The organism is Azohydromonas australica DSM 1124 (assembly GCF_000430725.1).
Lineage (GTDB): Bacteria > Pseudomonadota > Gammaproteobacteria > Burkholderiales > Burkholderiaceae_C > Azohydromonas > Azohydromonas australica.
In genome coordinates, this window is the sequence record NZ_AUMO01000044.1 from 57,253 (window position 1) to 78,342 (window position 21,090).

The 21,090-nt window shown below is 68.6% G+C and carries 15 protein-coding genes and 1 pseudogene; 12 read left to right on the top strand and 4 right to left on the bottom strand.

Annotated elements, in window-relative coordinates; genetic code table 11:
* Positions 1-55 precede the first annotated feature (55 nt).
* Positions 56-775: a FadR/GntR family transcriptional regulator gene (locus H537_RS0107630; protein ID WP_028997427.1), complete on the bottom strand. Its 720-nt coding sequence runs from the start codon at positions 773-775 to the stop codon at positions 56-58.
* 137 nt (positions 776-912) lie between these two features.
* On the opposite strand from H537_RS0107630, the gene H537_RS0107635 reads away from it, so the two are divergent.
* The 8 genes and pseudogenes from H537_RS0107635 to H537_RS41745 all read left to right on the top strand — a co-directional run bounded on the left by H537_RS0107635 (position 913) and on the right by H537_RS41745 (position 11,014).
* A complete protein-coding gene (locus H537_RS0107635; protein WP_028997428.1) occupies positions 913-1,743 on the top strand; it encodes an NAD-dependent epimerase/dehydratase family protein in 831 nt (276 codons plus the stop codon).
* A gap of 13 nt (positions 1,744-1,756) precedes the next feature.
* On the top strand, positions 1,757-2,662 hold the full coding sequence (locus H537_RS0107640) for an SMP-30/gluconolactonase/LRE family protein (protein WP_051242121.1): 906 nt from the start codon (positions 1,757-1,759) through the stop codon (positions 2,660-2,662).
* 44 nt (positions 2,663-2,706) lie between these two features.
* Positions 2,707-3,672 carry a TRAP transporter substrate-binding protein gene (locus tag H537_RS0107645; RefSeq protein ID WP_211234977.1) on the top strand — a complete coding sequence of 322 codons (966 nt, stop codon included), beginning with the start codon at positions 2,707-2,709 and terminating at the stop codon, positions 3,670-3,672.
* 163 nt (positions 3,673-3,835) lie between these two features.
* A complete protein-coding gene (locus H537_RS0107650; RefSeq protein WP_043458395.1) occupies positions 3,836-4,363 on the top strand; it encodes a TRAP transporter small permease in 528 nt (175 codons plus the stop codon).
* Positions 4,354-5,643, top strand: a complete 1,290-nt coding sequence (locus H537_RS0107655; protein ID WP_028997432.1) for a TRAP transporter large permease — start codon at positions 4,354-4,356, stop codon at positions 5,641-5,643. The genes H537_RS0107650 and H537_RS0107655 overlap by 10 nt, the downstream gene beginning before the upstream one ends.
* A gap of 126 nt (positions 5,644-5,769) precedes the next feature.
* Positions 5,770-6,279 (top strand): annotated as a pseudogene (locus H537_RS0107660) (UxaA family hydrolase); the annotation flags it as partial.
* Positions 6,280-6,546: 267 nt separating this feature from the next.
* Positions 6,547-9,147, top strand: a complete 2,601-nt coding sequence (locus H537_RS0107665; protein ID WP_028997434.1) for a beta-glucosidase family protein — start codon at positions 6,547-6,549, stop codon at positions 9,145-9,147.
* A 295-nt stretch (positions 9,148-9,442) separates the two neighbouring features.
* Positions 9,443-11,014 carry a methyl-accepting chemotaxis protein gene (locus tag H537_RS41745; RefSeq protein ID WP_051242123.1) on the top strand — a complete coding sequence of 524 codons (1,572 nt, stop codon included), beginning with the start codon at positions 9,443-9,445 and terminating at the stop codon, positions 11,012-11,014.
* Positions 11,015-11,035: 21 nt separating this feature from the next.
* Here H537_RS41745 and glgX read toward each other — a convergent pair whose 3' ends face one another.
* Positions 11,036-13,168: a glycogen debranching protein GlgX gene (gene glgX / locus H537_RS41750; RefSeq protein ID WP_043458397.1), complete on the bottom strand. Its 2,133-nt coding sequence runs from the start codon at positions 13,166-13,168 to the stop codon at positions 11,036-11,038.
* A 290-nt stretch (positions 13,169-13,458) separates the two neighbouring features.
* Between glgX and H537_RS0107680 the strand changes: the two genes are divergently transcribed.
* From H537_RS0107680 to H537_RS41760, 3 genes are all read left to right on the top strand, one after another.
* A complete protein-coding gene (locus H537_RS0107680) occupies positions 13,459-14,907 on the top strand; it encodes a sulfatase family protein (RefSeq protein WP_028997435.1) in 1,449 nt (482 codons plus the stop codon).
* Between the two features lie 117 nt (positions 14,908-15,024).
* The gene (locus H537_RS41755; protein WP_051242125.1) at positions 15,025-16,506 is read left to right on the top strand and encodes a sulfatase family protein; all 1,482 of its coding nucleotides are present in this window, start codon (positions 15,025-15,027) and stop codon (positions 16,504-16,506) included.
* A 123-nt stretch (positions 16,507-16,629) separates the two neighbouring features.
* On the top strand, positions 16,630-18,108 hold the full coding sequence (locus tag H537_RS41760) for a sulfatase family protein (protein ID WP_169516965.1): 1,479 nt from the start codon (positions 16,630-16,632) through the stop codon (positions 18,106-18,108).
* Between the two features lie 15 nt (positions 18,109-18,123).
* On the opposite strand, the gene H537_RS0107695 is transcribed toward H537_RS41760, so the two are convergent.
* Positions 18,124-19,197, bottom strand: a complete 1,074-nt coding sequence (locus tag H537_RS0107695; RefSeq protein ID WP_051242129.1) for a DUF1176 domain-containing protein — start codon at positions 19,195-19,197, stop codon at positions 18,124-18,126.
* Positions 19,198-19,309: 112 nt separating this feature from the next.
* A complete protein-coding gene (locus H537_RS0107700) occupies positions 19,310-20,590 on the bottom strand; it encodes a hypothetical protein (protein ID WP_211234978.1) in 1,281 nt (426 codons plus the stop codon).
* A 230-nt stretch (positions 20,591-20,820) separates the two neighbouring features.
* Between H537_RS0107700 and H537_RS0107705 the strand changes: the two genes are divergently transcribed.
* Positions 20,821-21,030, top strand: coding sequence for a DUF3606 domain-containing protein (locus H537_RS0107705; protein WP_028997438.1), 210 nt, complete (start codon positions 20,821-20,823; stop codon positions 21,028-21,030).
* Positions 21,031-21,090 lie beyond the last annotated feature (60 nt).

Sequence of the window (21,090 nt, forward strand, 5' to 3'; positions counted from 1 at the left end):
GATGTCCGCCCTGGAGCACATGCGCCCTGCCGGCCCGCACAGGCCGGCAACGGCGTCAGCTTGTCTCGCCGGCGGCGCGGCGGCGGCGCTCGCGGCTGTTGGCCAGGTGCGTGCGCATGGCCGCGCGTGCGGCCTCCGGGTCCTGGCGCAGGATCGCGTCGTAGATGCTCTCGTGCTCGCCGTTGGTGCGCAGCAGGTAGGCCTGCAGCTCCGCGCTGGTCTCGTTGCCCAGCCGCGCGCGCGGGATGATCTTGGCGCCCAGCGAGCTCAGCAGCTCGGGGAAGTGGCCGTTCTGCGTGGCGCGGGCGATCTCCAGGTGGAAGCCGAAGTCCGGCCCCACCGCGTCGCGCCCTTCGGCCACCGCCGCGGCGAAGGCGTCCAGCGCGCTGCGCATCTCGCGCAGGTTGTCCTCGGTGCGGCGCACCGCCGCCAGCGCCGCGGCCTCGGTCTCCAGCCCGATGCGCAGCTCCAGCACCGCGATCACGTCGCGCAGCGTCTCCAGCTGCTCCGGCGTGATGCGGAACGAGGCCTCGCCCGGCCCCACCACGAAGGTGCCCACGCCGTGGCGCGTCTCCACCAGCCCCGCGGCCTGCAGCTTGGAAATCGCCTCCCGCACCACGGTGCGGCTGACGCCGAACTCGGCCATCACCGCCGCCTCGGTGGGCAGCTTGTGGCTTGGCGCCAGGGCGCCCTCGCGGATGCGCTCGGTCAGCGCCTCGACCAGCTCCTGCGCCAGGGAGCGCGGCCTCTTGCGCGCGGTCAACACGGTGTTCATGACTAGTGAAACCCCTAACAGTTGCGCCTTGACAGTCAAGGCGCGAAAAATTCAAATAGTTGTACGACAACAGACGACAGACGACAAGCGTGGTTTCCCACTCAAACCTGTCGTGACACCCCGGAGTTTCGAACACCATGCTGACTGAGCCTGTCACCTCCCTGCGCTTCCATCGACTGCTGCTGACCGGCGCCGCCGGCGGCCTGGGGCGCGAGCTGCGCCAGCGCCTCAAGCGCTACTGCGACGTGCTGCGGCTGTCGGACGTGGCACCGCTGGGCGAGGCCGCCGAGGGCGAGGAGCTGATGTCCGCGCCGCTGCAGGACAAGGCCGCCATGCAGGCGCTGCTCAAGGACGTGGACGCCGTCATCCACCTGGGCGGCGTCTCCACCGAGCAGCCCTGGCAGCCGATCCTCGAAGCCAACATCGTGGGCACCTACAACCTGTACGAGGCCGCGCGCATCAACGGCGTCAAGCGCGTGCTCTTCGCCAGCTCCAACCACGTCTGCGGCTTCTACAAGCAGAGCGAGGTCATCGGCACCGACGCCCCCGCGCGCCCGGACGGCCTCTACGGCCTGTCCAAGGCCTTCGGCGAGGACGTGGCGCGGCTGTACCACGACCGCTTCGGCATCGAGACCGCCTGCGTGCGCATCGGCTCCTCCTTCCCCGAGCCGCGCGACCGCCGCATGCTGGCCAGCTGGATGAGCTACGACGACCTGGAGCGCCTGGTGATGGCCGTGCTGACCACGCCGGTGCTGGGCTACAGCGTCATCTACGGCATCTCCGACAACAAGACCCGCTGGTACGACAACAGCGGCGCCGCGCACGTCGGCTACCGCCCGCAGGACAGCTCCGAGCCCTGGCGCGCCGCGCTGGAGGCCAAGCAGCCCAAGCTGGACCTCAACGACCCGGCCGTGATCTACCAGGGCGGCGCCTTCGTGCGCACCGGCCCCTTCGACAACAACGCCTGAGGACCCTCCAGCCATGAACGAGCAGGACCAGGCCCTGGCGGCCGTGGAGGCGCTGTGCCCCGTGCGCAACCGCGTGGGCGAGAGCCCGGTGTGGAGCGTCGCGGAGCAGGCGCTGTACTGGGTGGACATCGAGGGGCGGGCGCTGCACCGCTTCGACTGGGCCACGCGCCAGGAGCGCCACTGGGCGCTGGCCGAGCGCGTGGGCTGCATCGCGCTGCACGCCGGGGGCGGGCTGATCGCGGGCATGGAGACGGGCGTGTTCCGGCTGCAGCCGGGCGCCGGCGACGACATCCGCGTGGAGCTGCTGCAGGGCGTGCAGTTCGCCCAGCCGGGCATGCGCTTCAACGACGGACGCTGCGACCGCCAGGGCCGCTTCTGGCTCAGCTCCATGGTGATGGACATGTCGCTGGCGCAGCCCGCCGGCGTGCTCTACCGCTACGACGCGCGCGGCCTGGTGCCGATGCTCGACGGGCTGATCACGGGCAACGGCCTGGGCTTCAGCCCGGACGGGCGCACGCTGTACCTGTCGGACTCGCACCCCAAGGTGCAGCGCGTGTGGGCCTTCGACCTCGATGCCCAGGGCAACCTCTCCAACCGGCGCGAGTTCATCGACATGAACCAGTACCCGGGCCGCCCCGACGGCGCCGCGGTGGACGAGGACGGCGCCTACTGGATCTGCGGCAACGACGCCGGCCAGGTGCACCGCTTCGGGCCCGACGGCCGCCTGGAGCGCTCGCTGCGCCTGCCCCTGAGCAAGCCGGCCATGTGCAGCTTCGGCGGCCCGGCGCTGCGCCACCTCTTCATCACTTCCATCCCGCCCGCGCAGCCCGCCGCGGGCTTCGATGCCGCGCTCGACGGCGCGGTGCTCGTGGCCCAGCCGGGGCCGCGCGGGCTGCCCGAAATGCCCTTCGCCGGCTGATTCCAGACCTGACCTCCACAACCACACCCATGGAGACACGCACCATGTTCAAGCAACTGACCCTCGCCGTGGCCGCCGCGCTGGCCGCCTTTGGCGCACAGGCCGTCGAATTCCGTTCCGCCGACGTGCACAACAGCGACGACTACCCCACCGTCGCCGCCGTGAAGCACATGAGCGAAGTGCTGCAGCAGAAGAGCGGCGGCAAGTACAAGATCAAGGTCTTCAACAAGAGTGCCCTGGGCACGGAGAAGGAGACGCTGGACCAGGTCAAGATCGGCGCGCTGGAGATGAACCGCGTCAACATCTCGTCGCTGAACTCCATGTGCCCGAAGTCGCTGGTGCCCACGCTGCCCTTCCTGTTCAACAGCGTCGAGCACATGCACAAGGTGCTGGACGGCCCGGTGGGCGAGGAGATCCTCAAGGGCTGCGAGCACGAGGGCCTGGTGGGCCTGGCCTTCTACGACAGCGGCGCGCGCAGCATCTACGCCAAGAAGCCCGTGCGCACCCTGGCCGACGCCAAGGGCATGAAGATTCGCGTGCAACCTTCGGACCTGTGGGTGGCCGTGGCCTCCGCGATGGGCGCCAACGCCACGCCCATGCCCACCGGCGAGGTCTACACCGCGCTCAAGACCGGCCTGATCGACGCCGCCGAGAACAACATCCCGTCCTACGAGGGCTTCAAGCACTACGAGGCGGTGAAGGTGTACTCCAAGACCATGCACTCCATGGCGCCGGAGATGCTGGTGATGAGCAAGGCGGTGTTCGACAAGATGCCCAAGGCCGACCAGGACCTGTTCCGCGCCGCGGCCAAGGAATCGGCGGACTTCCAGCGCAAGAAGTGGGCCGAAGCCGAAGCCAAGTCGCTGGAGATCGTGACCAAGGGCGGCGCGCAGATCGTCTCCGACGTGGACCTGCCTTCCTTCAAGGCCGCCATGGCGCCGGTGTACGCCAAGTTCGCCAACACCCCCGACCTGCAGCGCCTGGTCAAGGCTGCGCAGGACACCAAGTAAGCCTTTCCTCCAGGGCGCCAGCGGTTTCGCCGGTGCCCCTTGATGCGGGCCGCGCCGCCTTGGCGCGGTCCGCCCTTTCTGGAGACCCGTCATGACACACGCCGCTATGCCGGCCACCGTCGCGGACAACGAGAACGTCAACGCCGCCACGGGCAATCCGCTGATGGCCGAGGCCGAACACGCGCGTCCGCCGTCCACCCACCTCTACTCGCGCTTCTGCGCCTTCCTCTCCAAGGCCAGCCTGATGCTGGCCGTCGTCGGGCTCATCGCCCTGATTCTGTGCGTGCAGTTCCAGGTCGTCGGTCGCTACATCTTCAATGACACGCCCACCTGGGCCGAGGCCCTGGCGCTGCAGCTCGTGCTCTACATCACCGCACTGGGCGTGGCGGTGGGCGTGCGCGACGCGGGCCACATCGGGCTGGAGTCGCTGGTGTCGCTGCTGCCCGACGCCTGGCGGCTGCGCCTGGAGATCCTGATCCACGGCTTCGTCGTGCTCTTCGGCGCCATCATGGCCAAGAGCGGCTGGCTGTGGACCACCATCAAGTGGAGCGACATCAAGCCCATGCTGGGCGTGCCCGTGGGCGCGGACTACCTCGCGCTCGTGGTGGCCGGCGTGCTGATCGTTCTCTTCTCCATCGAACACATCATCGCGCTCATCCGCGGTGAGGAAGTGGTGCCGGCATGGAACTGACCGTCCTGACCCTGAGCTTCTCCGCCCTGCTGATCCTGGGCGTGCCCGTGGCCTTCTCCATCGGCCTGGCCTCCATCGCCACCGTGCTGTACTCGGGCATGCCCGTGGAGATCGTCTTCCAGAAGATGGTGGGCGGCATGCAGGTGTTCTCCTTCCTGGCCATCCCGTTCTTCGTCTTCGCCGGCGAGCTCATGCTCTACGGCGGCATCGCCGACCGCATCGTGCGCTTCGCCAACTCGCTCGTGGGCCACGTGAGGGGCGGCCTGGGCATGAGCAACGTCGTGGGCTGCACGCTCTTCGGCGGCGTGGCGGGCTCGGCGCTCGCCGACGTCTCGGCCATGGGCTCGGTGATGATCCCGCTGATGAAGAAGGAGGGCTACGACGCCGACTACGCCGTCAACGTCACGACCCACGCGGCGCTGGTGGGCGTGCTCATGCCCACCTCGCACAACCTCATCATCTTCACGCTGGCCACCACCGGCATCGCCTCGGTGAGCGTGCTCAGCCTGATCCTGGCGGGCATCATCCCGGCGCTGCTGCTGACCTTCTGCAACCTGGCCGCGGCCTACTACGTCGCCAGGAAGCGCGGCTATCCCATCCGCGGCGGCTTCCCCGGCTGGGCGGAAGTGCTGCGCGCCTTCCTGGGCTCGCTGCCGGGCCTGCTGATCGTGGTGATCATCCTCGCGGGCATCCTCTCGGGCATCTTCACCGCCACCGAAAGCGCCGCCACGGCCGTGTTCTGGGCCCTGCTGGTCACGGTGCTGGTCTACAAGACGCTGTCTTGGAAGGACTTCATCAAGGCCTGCGCCAAGGCCTGCAAGGCCACCGGCGTGGTGCTGCTGCTCATCGGCATCTCCAGCGCCTTCGGCTACTTCATGGCCCTCTATGAAGTGCCCCAGAAGACCGGCGAGCTCATGCAGTCGATCTCCAGCAACCCGCTGGTCATCTTCCTGATGATCAACGTGATGCTGTTCATCCTGGGCACCTTCCTGGACATGGCCGCCACCATCCTGGTGTGCACGCCGATCTTCCTGCCCATCGCCGTGCAGTACGGCATGGACCCGGTGCAGTTCGGCATCGTCATGCTCATCAACTGCGCGCTGGGCCTGAACACCCCGCCCGTGGGCGTGACGCAGTTCGTGGGCTGCGCCATCGGCGGCATCTCCGTGGGCCAGGTGATGAAGTCCATCCTGCCCTTCTACGGCGCCCTGGGCGTGTGCCTGGCCCTCGTGACCTACGTGCCGGCCTTCTCCATGTGGCTGCCCAACATGTTCCGATGAGGGTCCCGCGGTCGCGCCGCTCGCCGGCGCGCACCGCCCCGCCCTCCCCTTCCCGTTGAACCCGCGGCCGGCAAGCTCTTCCCCACAGGGCTTCCGGCCGCGCCCCATTTGAAGCAGGACCTTCACATGACCGCCTCTTCCGCACCGCTGCTCATCCGCATGCATGCGAACGACAACGTCGCCATCGTCGCCAACGACGGCGGCCTGCCCGCCGGCACCGAGCTGCCCGGCGGCCTGGTGCTGCGCGAGCACGTGCCCCAGGGCCACAAGGTGGCGCTGGTGGACTTCAAGGCCGGCGACGCCGTGCGCCGCTACGACGTGCCCATCGGTTTCGCCCTCGACGACCTGCCCGCCGGCAGCTGGATGCACGAGCGCCGGCTGCAGATGCCCGAGGCCCGCGGCCTCGAAGACCTGCCCATGGCCACGCGCCAGGTCGAGCTGCCGCCGCTGGAGGGCTACACCTTCGAAGGCTTCCGCAACCCGGACGGCTCCGTGGGCACGCGCAACCTGCTGGCGATCACGACGACGGTGCAGTGCGTGGCCGGCGTGCTGGACCACGCGGTCAAGCGCATCCGCGAGGAACTGCTGCCCAAGTACCCCAACGTGGACGACGTGGTGGGCCTGGAGCACGGCTACATTCCGCATGCCCTGGGCGTGTGCCTGGCCCTCGTGACCTACGTGCCGGCCTTCTCCATGTGGCTGCCCAACATGTTCCGCTGACTTCAGCGCAAACCCCGATTGCTTACCGCCAAGGTATCGGAAGCAACGAATTTTGAATTGGACGCTGCCCCCCGGCGTCTGCTGAAGTACCCGCCTACCGGTTCGAAACCCGGCGCAGCCCACGCGCCGGTTTGCACCACCCCGGCCGCCTCGCCGCGGCCCCATTACACCAAGGAGACAAGGATGCAAGCTCGATTCATCGCCCGCAGGACGGCGCTCGCCGTCGCCATCAGCGCGGCCTTCGCCTTCGGCCTGGCCGGCTGCGGCGGCTCGGACGACGACGCGCCCGCGCCCACCCCGCCGGCGCAGGCCACCAGCGCCTGGATGGGCGCGGAGATCGTCGCCGAGCAGAAGGCGGCCACCACGGACACCACCAGGGAAGCGGTAGCCAACCGGCGCGCCAAGGCGCTGCTGGCGGCCATGACGATCGAACAGAAGATGCAGCAGCTCACGGGCAGCATGCCGGAGCTCATTCCCGAGCTGCCGGGCTGCTACGGCGCCCGGCACGTGACGGGCATCGCCGCGCTCAGCATCCCGACGCTGCGCATCACCAACGGCCCCGTCGGCGTGGGCCAGAACGACTGCGTGGCGGCCAGCCTGGCCGAGGACGTCAAGGCCGGCCGCGCCAGCTTCACCATCGCCTACACGCACCCGTCCTCCGCGCAGGCGACGGCCCTGCCGTCCGCGATCTCGGCGGCCGCGTCCTTCGACCCGGCGGTAGCGACGGCCTACGGCGACGTCATCGGCACGGAGATGAACAACCTGGCGCTGCATGTGTTCGAGGCGCCGGGCCTGAACCTGGCGCGCATCCCGGTGCTGGGCCGCAACTTCGAGTACTTCGGCGAGGACCCCTACCTCACCGGCGTGATGGGCGTGGCCGAGACCAAGGCCGTGCAAGCCAAGGGCCTGATCGCCATGCCCAAGCACTTCGTCGCCAACGAGCAAGAGAGCAACCGCCAGAAGATCCAGGAGACCGTCGATCGCCAGGTGCTGCGCGAGCTGTACCTGCTGCCCTTCGAGATGGCGGTCAAGGACGCCAAGCCGGGCTCCGTCATGTGTGCCTACAACTACGTCAACGGCGTGCAGTCCTGCGAGAACAAGGAGCTGCTGACCGACGTGCTGCGCAACGACTGGGGCTTCACGGGCTACGTGCAGTCGGACTTCTTCGCCATGAAGAGCACCATCGGCACCATGCAGGCGGGCATGGACCACGAGATGCCGATCCCGCAGCAATGGGCGCCGGCCAAGCTCTCCTCCGCCATGGCCTCGGGCGCCATCACGGCGGCCATGATCGACAAGGCCCTGGAGCGCCGCTACACGCAGATGTTCCGCATGGGCATCTTCGACCGCCCGCTGGTGCAGACGGCGATCGACTTCGCCAAGAACGGCCAGGCGGCCCGCGACATCGGCACCCGGTCGGCCGTGCTGCTGCAGAACAACGGCGCGCTGCCCATCGCGTCCACGGTGGGCAAGGTCGTGCTCGTCGGCAAAGCCTCTCAGGTCTACGCGCAGCAGGCCGTGGCCGGCGGCTCGCTGCTGGGCAAGCCCATGGGCGCCGGCGGCGGCAGCTCGGATGTCGTGCCGAACTACACGGTGACACCGGTGGACGGCATCCGGAACACGCTCAAGGCGCTGGGCAACACCGCGGCCACGGTGCAGCTCGTCCTGGTCGATGACGCGAACGCGACCGCCACCATCGACGGCCGCGCGGTGTCCTTCGCCGAGGCCGTGGCCGCCGCGGCAGCGGCCGACGCCGTGGTCGTGATGGCCGGCACCATCTCCGAAGAAGGCGCGGACCGCGCCACCATGGCCGACGGCAGCACAACGTCGTCCAACACCGTGCCGCTGGCCTCCAGCGCGAAGCCCTCCGACGGCAGCAGCCTGGACTGGTACGCCACCGCCAGCTCCAGCGCGTATGCCACGGTGACCGGGACCAACGCGGTGAAGAACAGCCAGACGGTGGCGATGGTCAAGGCGCTCATGGCAGCCACTTCGACCACGGCGCGCACCATGGTTCAGAAGACGGCGCTGGTGCTCAAGGACAACGCCGGCGTGTCGATGGACCCGGCCCTGGTCGGCACGGCCGGCCCGTCCATCCTGGAAGCCTGGTTCCCGGGCCAGGAGGACGGCAACATCGTGGCCGACCTGCTGTTCGGGGTGAAGAACCCCTCGGGCAAGCTGCCGGTGACCTTCCCCATCCTGGGCAAGAGCTTCCTGGACCACGCGACGCTGGAGCAGTTCCCCGGTGTCGTGGCGGCCGACGGCGTCACGCAGACGGTCAACTACACCGAGGGCCTGCACATCGGCTACCGCTGGTACGACGCCAACAAGAGCGGCGAATGCGCGGTGGTCAACGGCAGCAACCCCTGCGTCGCCTTCCCCTTCGGACATGGCCTGTCCTACACCACCTTCGGCGTCACGGCGCCGAGCGTGGCGCTCAACCCCACGACGCGCGCCTATGACGTGAAGGTCAAGGTCACGAACACCGGCAGCGTCGCGGGCTCGGAGGTGGTGCAGGTCTATCTGGCGCTGCCCGCCAGCGCCAGCTCGGTGGGCGTGGAGCAGCCGCCCAGGCGCCTGGTCGGCTTCCAGAAGGTCGAGCTGGCACCGGGCGCGTCCAAGGACGTGGTGGTCTCCATCGACCCGAACGCGAGCAGCCACCCGCTGAGCGCCTGGAGCAAGAGCTACAACATGTGGATCACGCCGGCGGGCAGCTACACGGTCTACACCGGCACCTCCTCGGCGCCCGGTGCCCTCGCCGTGGCGGGCAGCTTCAGCCGCTGACGGCCAGGCTTCGCCTCGCCGGCACGCCAACACGGGCGCGGGCCCGCCATGCCCCGTGTTGGTGTTTGCCGGCTCCGCGAGGCGCAAGGCTGGTGCGTGACATGGATCTCGGTTGCATCGCTGTCGTACGCAATCTGTAAGCAACAGTGTGTACGACAATTGCTTGGTCTCTCCCTTTCCGGCCAAAGCGAGCACAACTCCTTGGCCGGCGACCCGGCTTCCGGCGCATGCCCCGGAGGCCGGAACTCTTCAACCGCTGCCGCGAACCGGCACCGGACGGACCAAGACGAAACCCATGTCAACCCTGCGCCAGCTCTCCATCCGTACCCGTTTCCTACTGGTCACCGCGCTCGTCACCGCCGCCCTGGTGGTGGTGGGCGTGTGGGGCCTGATCTCCACCGCCAGCGGCATCGCCACCGTCTCCAGCCTGTTCAACCAGGCCACCACCGCCAGCGAGGCCGTGGGCTCGCTGCGCGAGGCGCTGTCCGGGCTGCGCCGCTACGAGGCGGCGATGATTGCCCAGTCGGTCTCCAACCCCACCGAGGTCGAGAGCTACCACCGGCTCTGGAAGGAGCAGCTGCAGGCCCTGAAGAAGAGCGGCGAGGAGCTGCTGGCCGCCAGCGGCGGCGCGGCGGACATCGCGGCCCTGGTGGCGAAGCAGCAGCAGCTCGCCACCGAGTACGCCGGCATCGTTTCCCCCATCGCCGACAAGCTCCAGGCGGCGCAGCTCGATGCCTCCGCGGCGCTGGCCTACGCCTCGCAGGCCGAGGACACGGCCAAGGCACTGCAGGCCGTCAACGAGGAACTGCGCAAGGCCGAGCAGGCCAGCCAGGCCGGGCTGCATGAGCAGCTCTCCTCCGGCATGCAGCTGGCCTCCATGCTGCGCCTGGGCCTGGTGGGCGGCGTGCTGGCGATCTTCCTGCCGCTGATGCTGCTGACGCTGCGCTCGGTGTGCAGCCCGCTGGACGAGGCCGTGGCCATGGCCCGGCGCATCGCCCAGGGCGACCTCAGCACCGCGCCCACGGTGCAGGGCCGCGACGAGACGGCGCGGCTGCTGGAAGCGCTGGGCGACATGCAGGCCAACCTGCACCGCCTGGTGGGCCAGGTGCGCGACGCCGCATCGAGCATCCAGCTCGCCAGCGCCGAGGTGGCCAGCGGCAACACGGACCTCTCGCAGCGCACGGCCAGCACCGCGGCCAGCCTGCAGCAGGCGGCCGCGTCCATGGAGCAGCTCAGCAGCACGGTGGGGCACAGCGCGCAGTCCGCTTCCACCGCCAGCCGCCTGGCCGGCGAGGCCGCCGAGGTGGCCACGCGCGGCGGCGCGGTGGTGTCGCAGGTGGTGGCGACCATGCAGGAGATCGACGCCAGCTCGCAGCGCATCGCCAGCATCATCGGCACCATCGACGGCATCGCCTTCCAGACCAACATCCTGGCGCTCAATGCCGCCGTAGAGGCCGCGCGCGCGGGCGAGGCCGGGCGCGGCTTCGCCGTCGTGGCCAGCGAGGTCCGCTCGCTGGCGCAGCGCAGCGCCGAGGCGGCGCGCGAGATCAAGGCGCTCATCGGCACCAGCGTCGAGAAGGTGGACAACGGCGCGCGCCTGGTGGGCGAAGCCGGCCAGACCATGGACGAGATCGTCTCCGGCGTGCGCCGCGTCGCGCAGCTCATCGGCGAGATCAGCACCGCCGCCGGCACGCAGAGCGACGACATCGGCCAGGTGCACAGCGCGGTGCGGCACCTCGACGAGAGCACGCAGCAGAACTCCGCCCTGGTGGAACAGTCCGCCGGCGCGGCGCAGAGCCTGCGCCAGCAGGCCGAGCGGCTGGCGCAGGTGGTGGCGGTGTTCAGGCTGGAGGCGCGGGGGGCCTGAGCCCCGCCGCCGGGCTGCGCTTCACTCCCGGCTCGCCAGCAGCACCAGCGAGCGCCCTGCCATCGTCAGCCTCTCGCCGACGTCCAGCGCGATCGGCGGCGCATCGGGCTCGGCCGTGTCCAACAGCCGCAGCCACGGGCTGCCCTCGTCCGGATGCGCGGGCAACGAAAAATGGATCGGCTCGTGCCAGGCGTTGAACAGCAGCAGCACGCTGGCGTCGTCGGCCTGGCGCGGCACGGCGGAGGACGGCGCGCGCCCGTCCAGCAGCATGCCCAGGCAGCGCGTGTTCGAATCGTCCCAGCGCCCGGCGTCCATCTCGGCGCCGTCGCAGGACAGCCACACCACGTCCCGCACCTCCTCGCTCACGAGGTCACCGGTGAGAAAGCGCTTGCGCCGCAGCACCGGGTAGCGCCCGCGCAGCTCCAGCAGGCGCCGCGTGAAGGCCTCCAGCGCGCGCCCTGCGTCGTCGATGGCGGACCACTGCATCCATGAGATGTCGTTGTCCTGGCAGTAGGCGTTGTTGTTGCCCTGCTGCGTGCGGCCGAGCTCATCGCCAGCCAGCAGCATCGGCGTGCCCTGCGACAACAGCAGCGTGGCGAGCAGGTTGCGCTGCTGACGCGCGCGCAGCGTCAGGACTTCGGCATCGTCCGTCGGCCCTTCGGCACCGCAGTTCCATGAGCGGTTGTCGGAGTGGCCGTCGCGGTTGTCCTCGCCGTTGGCCTCGTTGTGCTTGTCGTTGTAGCTGACCAGGTCGGCCAACGTGAAGCCGTCGTGGGCGGTGATGAAGTTGACGCTGCACCAGGGCCGGCGCCCGCGGCGGTTGAAGCGGTCGCCGCTGGCGGTGAGGCATTGCGACAGCGGCGCGGCCATGCCCTCGTCGCCCTTCCAGAAGGCGCGCACGGTGTCGCGGAAGCGGTCGTTCCACTCGGCCCACCCCGGCGGGAAGCCGCCCACCTGGTAGCCGCCGGGGCCGCAGTCCCAGGGCTCGGCGATGAGCTTGACGCTGGAGAGCACCGGGTCCTGGCGGCAGCTGTCCAGGAAGCCGCCGCCTTCGTCGAAGCCGTATGGCTCGCGGCCGAGGATGGTGGCCAGGTCGAAGCGGAAGCCGTCCACGTGCATCTCCGTGGCCCAGTAGCGCAGGCTGTCCGTGACCATCTGCAGCACGCGCGGGTGGCTGAGGTTGAGCGTGTTGCCGGTGCCGGTGTCGTTGATGTAGTAGCGCGGCTGATCGGGCATCAGCCGGTAGTAGCTGGCGTTGTCGATGCCCTTGAAGCACAGCGTGGGGCCCAGCTCGTTGCCTTCGGGCGTGTGGTTGTAGACCACGTCCAGGATCACCTCCATGCCGCGCGCATGCACGCGGTCCACGAGGTACTTGAACTCGTCGATCCACGGCCCGGCCAGGTATGCCGGGTGCAGCGCGAAGAAGGCCAGCGTGTCGTAGCCCCAGTAGTTGGCGAGCCCCTGGTCCTCCAGCATCTGCTGGCTGATGAACATGTGGATGGGCAGCAGCTCGATGCTGGTGACGCCCAGGTCACGGATGCGGTCCAGCACCGCATCGTGCGCCAGCCCGGCGAAGGTGCCGCGCAGGTGCTCGGGCACGTCCGGGTGGCGCATGGTGAAGCCGCGCGCGTGCAGCTCGTAGAGCACGGTGCGGTCCCAGGGCACGCGCCGGCTCAGCGTCTGCGTCCACTTGAAGTGCGAGTCCACCACCACGCTCTTGGGCATGAAGGGGGCGCTGTCGCGCTCGTCGAAGCTCAGGTCGCCGTCCGGATGCCCCAGCGTGTAGCCGAACAGCGCCGGGTCCCACCGCAGCTGGCCCATCACGGCCTTGGCATAGGGGTCCAGCAGCAGCTTGTTCGGGTTGAAGCGGTGGCCCTCCAGCGGTGCGTAAGGTCCGTGCACCCGGTAGCCGTAGCGCGCGCCGGGCTGCAGCCCGGGGACGAAACCGTGCCACACCTCGTCGGTGAACTCGGGCAACGCCCAGCGGTCGATCTCGTGCTCGCCGCTCTCGTCGTAGACGCACACCTCCACGCGGGTGGCGTGCGCGGAGAACAGCGCGAAGTTCACGCCCTGGCCGGTGAAGGTGGCGCCGCGCGGAAAAGGTTCGCCTTCCTCGGCGATCTTGACGCCGTGGGACAGGATGGAGTCGGACATGGGCCTCCCAGTCGATGAGTGAGCCCCCTTGGCAAACGACGTACCAATTCCGGCGGTTTCAAGGCCGGTTCACGTTTGGAGCAGGAGTTTTCAGGGAATTTCCAGCGATCGTTCCGGACGCGTGTTAAACCGCCGGCGAGAAAAACAAATTCGCGCACCGCGTCAATCTGTCTCTCCCACACAACACTGGCGGCCGGCGCAATCCCATATCCACCAGGCACAGCGGCTTGAAGAATTTTCTTCAGCTGCCGCTACTGGACTCTCAATTTCGGTATCGAGAAGGAGCGTGCATGAAGGCAGTGAATATGTCGCGGCGGCGGCTGGTACAGGCCGTGCCTGCAGGGCTGGCCGCGCCGGCATGGGCGGCACCGTCGGGTCCGCGGCCCAATATCCTGTTCATTCTCGTGGACGACATGGATTACGGGATCTTCCAGCAGATGCCCAAGGTGAGGCGGTTGATCACCCAGCGGGGCATGGAATTCAAGAATAATTTCGTCAGCCTGGCCATCTGCTGCGCCTCGCGTGCCTCCATACTGCGGGGCCAGTTCGGGCACAACCATGGGGTACGCGACAATGAAGGCCCTTCGGGAGGATTCGAAAAATTCTTTCTCACCGGCCTTGAATCTTCCACCGTGGGCGTGTGGCTGCGCAGCGCGGGTTACCGGACCGGGCTGATGGGTAAATACCTCAACAACTACCCGAAGGAAGCATCGGGGCCGAATCACGTGCCCCAGGGCTGGGATACCTGGCTGGTCCCCAACGGCGGCAACTATTACCGGCAGCTCAATTACACGCTCAACGACGACGGCCTGACCGTGGCCTACGGCCATGCGGACGATGACCATTTCCACGACCTAATGACGCAGCGCGCCAACCGCTTCCTGCGCGCCGCGGCGGGAGACCCGCCCAGCCGGCCCTTCTTCCTGTACCTGGCGCCCTTCCTGCCGCATGGGCCCTCGCTGTCCCCGGAGCGCTACCTGAACCTGTTCCGCGACCTGGAACTGCCGCGCCCGCCGTCCTTCAACGAGGCCGATGTGAGCGACAAGCCGCGCTGGCTGCAGCGCCTGCCGCTGCTCGACGACGCCACCATCAAGCGCGTCCACGGCTTCTACCGGCGCCAGCGCCAGGCGGCGCAGGCCATCGACGACACGGTCGAATCCCTGGTCAACACGCTGGAAGCCACCGGCCAGCTGGACAACACCTACATCGTGTTCAGTTCCGACAACGGCTACTTCCACGGTGAGCACCGCATCCCGGGCGACAAGCGACGTGCCTATGAGGAAAGCATCCGCGTGCCGCTGGTGATGTGCGGCCCCGGCATCCCGGCCGGGCGCACGGTGGGCCAGCTCAGCTGCAACGTGGACCTGGCGCCCACCTTCGCCGCCATGGCGGGCGTGACGCCCCCGTCGTTCGTGGACGGCCGCTCGCTGATGCCGCTGTTCAGCGGCGCCGGGCCGGCACGCTGGCGCCAGTCGCTGCTGCTGGAGAGCCAGACGCCGGAGGTCAACAGCATCTACCAGTCCTACGTCGGCCTGCGCACGCGCAGCGGCAAGACCTTCGTGCGCTGGGACTACGGCTTCAACGAGTACTACGACCTGCGCACCGATCCCTACCAGCTCGACAACCGCGTCCGCACCATGCCGGCCGAGCTCAAGTCGGCGCTCGTGACGCAGCTGCGCACGCTGGAAAACGCCAGTGGCGCCGCGCTGCGCCGGGCCGAGGAAGTTGCCGCGGGCTGACCCAGGGCCTGCAGACAAGCGGTTTCATATCTGGCTTGACGCATGAGGGGAAGCGTAGGAATTTCGCTTCCCCGTTTTTCCGAATGCCGGGCGCAAATCCCGGCCCAGGAGCTGGACATGAAACCTGAACGCAAGAACAGCACGGCAGCCGTGAATATCTCCAGGCGCCGGCTCACCTTGGCAGCCTCGGCCAGCCTGGCCACGCCGGCGGGTTTGACGGCACAGGAAGCGACCCGCAGCAACATCCTGTTCATTTGCGTCGATGACATGGATTACGGCTTGTTCCAGCACATGGCGCAAGTGCAGCGCCTGGTGGGAACTCCCGGCATGGAATGCGCCAATCATTTCATCAGCCTGACGCTGTGCTGCCCTTCGCGCGCGACCATGCTGCGCGGCCAGTTCGGGCACAACACCGACATCGTCGCCAACGGCGGGAAATTCGGCGGTTTCAACAAGTTCTTCCAGGACGGACTGGAATCTTCCACCATCGCGACTTGGCTGCAGCGGTCCGGATACCGCACCGGGCTGGTCGGCAAATACCTCAACGATTATCCATCCGAAGCCTCCGGAAAGACGCATGTGCCGCCGGGCTGGAATACCTGGTTCGTGCCCAATGGCGGTGATGAATATGGCCAGTACAACTACGACGTCAACGACGACGGCCGCACCGTGCATTTCGGCAGCCGGCCCCAGGACCATTTCAACGACGTGATGCTGCAGCGCGCGCAGGCCTTCCTTCGCGACGCGGCGAGCGACCCGCCGGGGCGGCCGTTTTTCCTCTACGTGGCGCCGTTCCTGCCGCACGAGCCCTTCACCGCGCCGCCGCGCTACCTGAGCCTGTTCCCGGATGTGAAGGCGCCGCGGCCGCCTTCCTTCAACGAGGCCGACGTGAGCGACAAGCCCGTCTGGGTGCAGCGGCTGCCGCGGCTGGATGCCGACGCCATCCGCGCCATCGATGTCATGTACCGCAAGCGCCGCCAGTGCACCCAGGCGCTGGACGACATGGTGGCCGCGCTGGTGTCCACGCTGCGCAGCACCGGGCAGCTGGCCAACACCATCGTCGTCTTCACCTCGGACAACGGCTTCTTCCACGGCGAGCACCGCATCCCGGACGACAAGCGCCGTGCTTTCGAGGAGGCCATCCGGGCGCCGCTGGTGATGCGCGGCCCCGGCATCCCGGCCGGGCGCGTGGTGCGCGAGCTCACGGCCAACGCGGACTTCGCCCCCACCTTCGCCGCCATCGCCGGCGTGGCGACGCCCACCTTCGTGGACGGCCGCTCGCTGGTGCCGCTGTTCAGCGGCGGGCCGCCGTCGCGCTGGCGCCAGTCGCTGCTGCTGGAGAGCCAGCCGCCGGAGATCAACGGCCCGCGCCTGTCCTACAGCGGGCTGCGCACCGCCCAGCGCCAGAGCTTCGTGCTCTACAACAGCGGCGAGGGCGAGTTCTACGACCTGCGGCTGGACCCGTACCAGCTGCAGAACCGCTACGACAGCATGCGCGTCGCGCTCAAGGGCGCGCTGGCAGAACAGGTGCAGGCGCTCAAGAACGCGCGCGGCGCGGCATTGCGGCGCGCGGAGGAAGTGCCGGCCGGCACGCGCTGAAGCCTGAATTTGATCCCGCCACCGGTTTCTTCCCCGGCTTGACGGACGGCGGCAAAGGCGGAAATTCCCGCTCCCCTGCCGCCATTGCGCATCAGGCCTGGGGACATGGAAAGGAGCACCGTGATGAAACCGGCTCGTCAATCCGTGCAAGGTCCCGTCAATATCTCGCGCCGCCGCCTCGCCCTGGCGGCAACGGCCAGTCTCGCCATGCCGGCCAAGTCGGCCCCTCCCGGCGGCGAGCACCGCAACATCCTGTTCATCACCGTTGACGACATGGATGTGGGCGTGTACCAGCACATGTCCAAGCTGCGGCGGCTGGTGACGCAGCCCGGGATCGAATTCGCCAACCACTTCATCAGCCTGACGCTGTGCTGCCCTTCGCGCGCGACGATGCTGCGCGGGCAATTCGCTCACAACACCGGCATCCGGGACAACGTCGCACCCGACGGCGGCTTCGGAAAGTTCTATCTGGAGGGCAAGGAAGCCTCGACCGTCGCCACCTGGCTGCAGGCAGCCGGGTATCGCACGGCAATGATGGGCAAATACCTCAACAACTACCCATCCGTGGAGTCCGGGATGAATTACGTCCCGCCGGGCTGGAATACCTGGTTCGTGGCCAACGGCGGCAGTTACTACACCCAATACTGGTACAGCGTCAACGACAACGGCACGACGCGCAATTACGGCGGCGCGCCGGAGGACCATTTCCAGAACGTGCTGCTGCGCCGCGCTCAGCAGTTCCTGCGCAGCGCCGCCGCCGATCCGCCCGGACGGCCCTTCTTCCTGTTCCTGGCCCCCTTCCTGCCGCACAAGCCGTACCGGGTGCAGGTGGAGTACGAGGATCTTTTCCCCGGCATCCAGGCGCCGCGCCCGCCCTCCTTCAACGAAGCCGACGTGAGCGACAAGCCGACCTGGGTGCAGCGGCTGCCCCGCCTCGGCCCGGCCGCCGTCAGCGCCATCGACACCGTCTACCGCAAGCAGCGCCAATGCGCGGCGTCGCTGGATGACATGGTGGAGCGCCTGGTGTGGACGTTGCGCAGCACCGGCCAGCTTGGAAACACGTACATCTTCTTCACCTCGGACAACGGCTTCTTCCACGGCGAGCACCGCATTGCGGACGACAAGCGCCGGGCCTACGAAGAGGCCATCCGCGCGCCGCTGGTGGTGCGCGGCCCCAGCATCCCGGCCGGGCGCGTGGCGCGCCAGGTGACGGGCAACGTGGATTTCGCCCCCACTTTCGCGGCTTTGGCCGGCGTGACGCCACCGGACTTCGTGGACGGGCGCTCGCTGGTACCGCTGCTCGGCGGCGCGCCCGTGGTGCCCTGGCGGCGCGCCTTCCTGCTGGAGAGCCAGACGGCACAGGCGGTCGGCGCCGAGCTGGCCTACGCAGGCCTGCGCACGACGGCGCGCCAGAGCTTCGTGCTCTACGACAACGGCGAGGGCGAGTTCTACGAGCTCGCCACGGACCCCTACCAGCTGCGCAACCGCTACGCCGGCATGCCGGTCGCGCTCAAGGGCGCGCTGGCCGGGCAGCTGGGGCTGCTGCGCAATGCGGGCGGCGCTGCACTGCGCAGTGCCGAGGAAATGGTGGCTGGCGCGTAGTGCCAGCGGCAAGGTTCAGCGCCGCAGCTCCATCACCAGCGTGGGCAGCTCCCAGGCGCCGCCGCCGAAGCCCTTGCACAGGCCGGTGCTGCTGAGCCGGGTCTGCACGAAGCGGCGCCCGTCCCAGGCCCATTCCTCGTGGCCCCAGCAGTCGCCGATGCCGCGTCCCTTCTGCGCCGAGCTGATCACGCCCGCCGCGTAGTCCGTGGCCGCGGCCGTGACCAGCACCGGTTGGTAGGGCGGCTTGTCGTTGACGATCCACATGCCGTCGCCGCGGTTGTAGGCGGCCATCCAGCACGGGGTGGACACCAGCAGCTTCGATCCCGTCAGGCGGTGCACGGCCAGCGCGACCTCGGCGTCCCGGGTCTCGATCAGCAGGCTGCACTCCTCCTGCTGCTCGCCGTCCACGCTGTCGCGCAGCGCGTTGAGCAGCTCGACCGGCGGTTTCCTGGCCAGGCGGGCGTCCTCCGGCCGCGCCTTGGCCAGGGCGCCGAGCTTGAGCACCGGCACCGGCAGCGGCGGCAGCACGCGCTCCTCGGTCGCCGCTCCCTTGCGCGCCAGCGCGCCCTGCGTGCCCACGCGCTTCTGGAAGTCGTCCATCTTGAGCAGCACGGCGGCGGCGCCTTGGTCGGAGAGCGTCCAGCGCAGCTCCCCGGCGCTCCATTCAATGCGGCTCTTGCGCGTGAGCGAGGCCAGCAGCGCCGACACCTGCGCGGAGGACAGGTCGGCGCGCAGCTTGTCCTTGGGCACGACGACCGTGCCCTGGCCCTGGCCGTTGACCGTCATCGCCAGGCTCAGCTGGGCCGGCAGCTTCTTCAGCCGCATCTCGTCCTGGCCCAGGTCGATCTGCAGCTGGCCGGCGACTGCCTCTCCGGCACCGGCCTTGCGCGTGAGCAGCACCGACACGGGCAGCTCCGCGTCATCGCTTTGGTAGCCGGCGGCGCGGCAGGTGCGGGTGTTGTCGCAGGCGAGCTCCCAGTCGTGGTGGGAGAAGGACAGCTCCACGGGGTCCGCCGCCGAAGCGCCGGCAGCGAGGGTCAGGCCGGCGAGCAGGAGCAGCGTGCGCGGCGGGGTCGTCTTGTTGTGCATTGGAATGGGCCGTGGCCGGTGGAGGCCGCATTGTCCGGCCCGCCGGCCCGAGGCCGCTGGGGGCGGCGGGCGACCTGCGTCAAGGGCGGAGCAGATTCGTCCGCCGTTCCCGTCACTGCACGACCCGCACGTTCGCCGTCGCCGGCGACGTCGTCCCCCGGTTCTGCAGGCCGATGATCTGCGTCAGCAGCGAGAGCGCATGCACCGTGCGGTTGCCCGGCGCGTAGGGCGGCACGTGGTAGGTCTGGCCCTGGTAGTCGAACTTGAACACCGTGCGGCCCGGCTCCGCCGTGGGCATGTCGAAGAGCATGAAATCGCGCTCCCGCGTCGGCCCGTCCGGGAACAGCAGCGGGCGCCGGTTCGAGTTCTGCCAGCGCACCACCTCGCCCAGGTAATAGACCATCGCCTCGGGCGAGCGCAGCACCAGGCGGGCGCTGAGCTTCCCGGCCGCGGCGGCGGACGGGCTCGCCGCGCCGGTCAGGTCTGCCGGCGTCTCACGCCCCACGCCCGCGCGCGTGGTCGCCACCGTGGCCGACACCTCGCGCGCCTGGTCCTGCGCCGTCCTGAACTTGTGCTGGTCGCAGGCCGTACTGTCGGGCTTGTTGACCATCGTGAGCGCCAGGTCACCGTTGTCCGCCGCGAGCATGAAGCCGTTGGCAGCGTCCTGCTCCTGCGTGACCACCTTCCCGCCCACCACCGGCACCAGCCCGGCATTGCGTGCCGCCGCCGCGCCCACCGGGTCCTTCAGCTGGGCGCCGTCGAGACGGCCGGAGTAATAGACGAATTCACCGGTGGGGGTGCCGGCAATCTCGCAGTGGAACAGGGTGGCGACGAGGTCGGTGAAGCGCTGGAATTCCGCGCTGCCCGGCGCGTTTCGCACCCTTTCCCGCAACTGCCCGGCCTCGTCGAAAAACTCGATGGACTGCACGAACAGCGGCAGCAGGATGGACATGGGCCAGCCCTGGTCCAGGTAATACAGCAGCAGCGCGGGTTTTAGCGGCGTGGTGATGCCGCGGAAGAATTCCTGCTCATTCAGCACCGTGATGTCCACGTTGGGCGAGCCGTTGAGCGAAGGCCGCAGCGTGATGAGATTGCCCGCATCCCCGCCCAGCGCGAATTCAGCCCCCACGCCCGGTACACCCAGCCCGAAGCCATAAGGCGCCGGGCGCACCGCGGACACCTGCGTGAAATGCATGGGCATGCGGTTCACGGCCCGGGCCACGTTGAGTGCCAGCAGCTTGTTGTGTGCGTCCTCCTGCACCATGTTGGCGGAAACGGCGCTCTGGGACAGCGGCGCGGTGGTGCAGCCCGTGAGCAGGGCGCAGCCCGCCAGCAGCGCCATGGCACTCCAAAGGTTGGTCTTCAGATTCTCGCGCTCCGTCTTCCCAGGCAAATTCAAAAACATCCTTCAGCCTCAATATCCGATCGATTCCAGAAGCCAAGCCGGTCGAATTGAGCTATCGGCCTGGCAAACGCAGGCGACGCAAGGGCAGTTTCCGTGCCGGCCAAGCCGGGCATTTCCCGGGGTGTTCCGGGCATTGGAAAGGCCGGGTTTGAAAATGCCGCTTCGCCGGGAACCGGACTTGCCAGACAGGCTCACAGCCTCAAAAAAACGGAGAAGCCATGAGCCACGAATCCGAAGCCGCACAAAACACCTGGTCGCAGGCGCAGGTCAATCTGCAGGACGAAGCCGCCGTCCGGCGCTGGAGCGAGGCGCTGGGCACCACGGACGAAGCGCTGGTCGGCGCGGCCCAGGCCGTGGGCACGCGCATCGACCGGATCAAGGACTACCTGGGCGCCGGCGGCATGGCGGGGGATCAGGAAGACGCCTGAGCGGCAGTCACGAAGCGTTAAAGGGGGTCCGATCGCTGACCGGGCCTTGGGCAATGTTGC

Coding starts and splice junctions, on each gene's coding strand:
- H537_RS0107705 (WP_028997438.1), top strand. CDS start 20,821: ATGAGCCACGAATCCGAAGCCGCACAAAACACCTGGTCGCAGGCGCAG.
- H537_RS0107650 (WP_043458395.1), top strand. CDS start 3,836: ATGGCCGAGGCCGAACACGCGCGTCCGCCGTCCACCCACCTCTACTCG.
- H537_RS0107635 (WP_028997428.1), top strand. CDS start 913: ATGCTGACTGAGCCTGTCACCTCCCTGCGCTTCCATCGACTGCTGCTG.
- H537_RS0107645 (WP_211234977.1), top strand. CDS start 2,707: ATGTTCAAGCAACTGACCCTCGCCGTGGCCGCCGCGCTGGCCGCCTTT.
- H537_RS0107695 (WP_051242129.1), bottom strand. CDS start 19,197: ATGCACAACAAGACGACCCCGCCGCGCACGCTGCTCCTGCTCGCCGGC.
- H537_RS0107655 (WP_028997432.1), top strand. CDS start 4,354: ATGGAACTGACCGTCCTGACCCTGAGCTTCTCCGCCCTGCTGATCCTG.
- glgX (WP_043458397.1), bottom strand. CDS start 13,168: ATGTCCGACTCCATCCTGTCCCACGGCGTCAAGATCGCCGAGGAAGGC.
- H537_RS41760 (WP_169516965.1), top strand. CDS start 16,630: ATGAAACCGGCTCGTCAATCCGTGCAAGGTCCCGTCAATATCTCGCGC.
- H537_RS0107630 (WP_028997427.1), bottom strand. CDS start 775: ATGAACACCGTGTTGACCGCGCGCAAGAGGCCGCGCTCCCTGGCGCAG.
- H537_RS41745 (WP_051242123.1), top strand. CDS start 9,443: ATGTCAACCCTGCGCCAGCTCTCCATCCGTACCCGTTTCCTACTGGTC.
- H537_RS0107665 (WP_028997434.1), top strand. CDS start 6,547: ATGCAAGCTCGATTCATCGCCCGCAGGACGGCGCTCGCCGTCGCCATC.
- H537_RS0107680 (WP_028997435.1), top strand. CDS start 13,459: ATGAAGGCAGTGAATATGTCGCGGCGGCGGCTGGTACAGGCCGTGCCT.
- H537_RS41755 (WP_051242125.1), top strand. CDS start 15,025: ATGAAACCTGAACGCAAGAACAGCACGGCAGCCGTGAATATCTCCAGG.
- H537_RS0107640 (WP_051242121.1), top strand. CDS start 1,757: ATGAACGAGCAGGACCAGGCCCTGGCGGCCGTGGAGGCGCTGTGCCCC.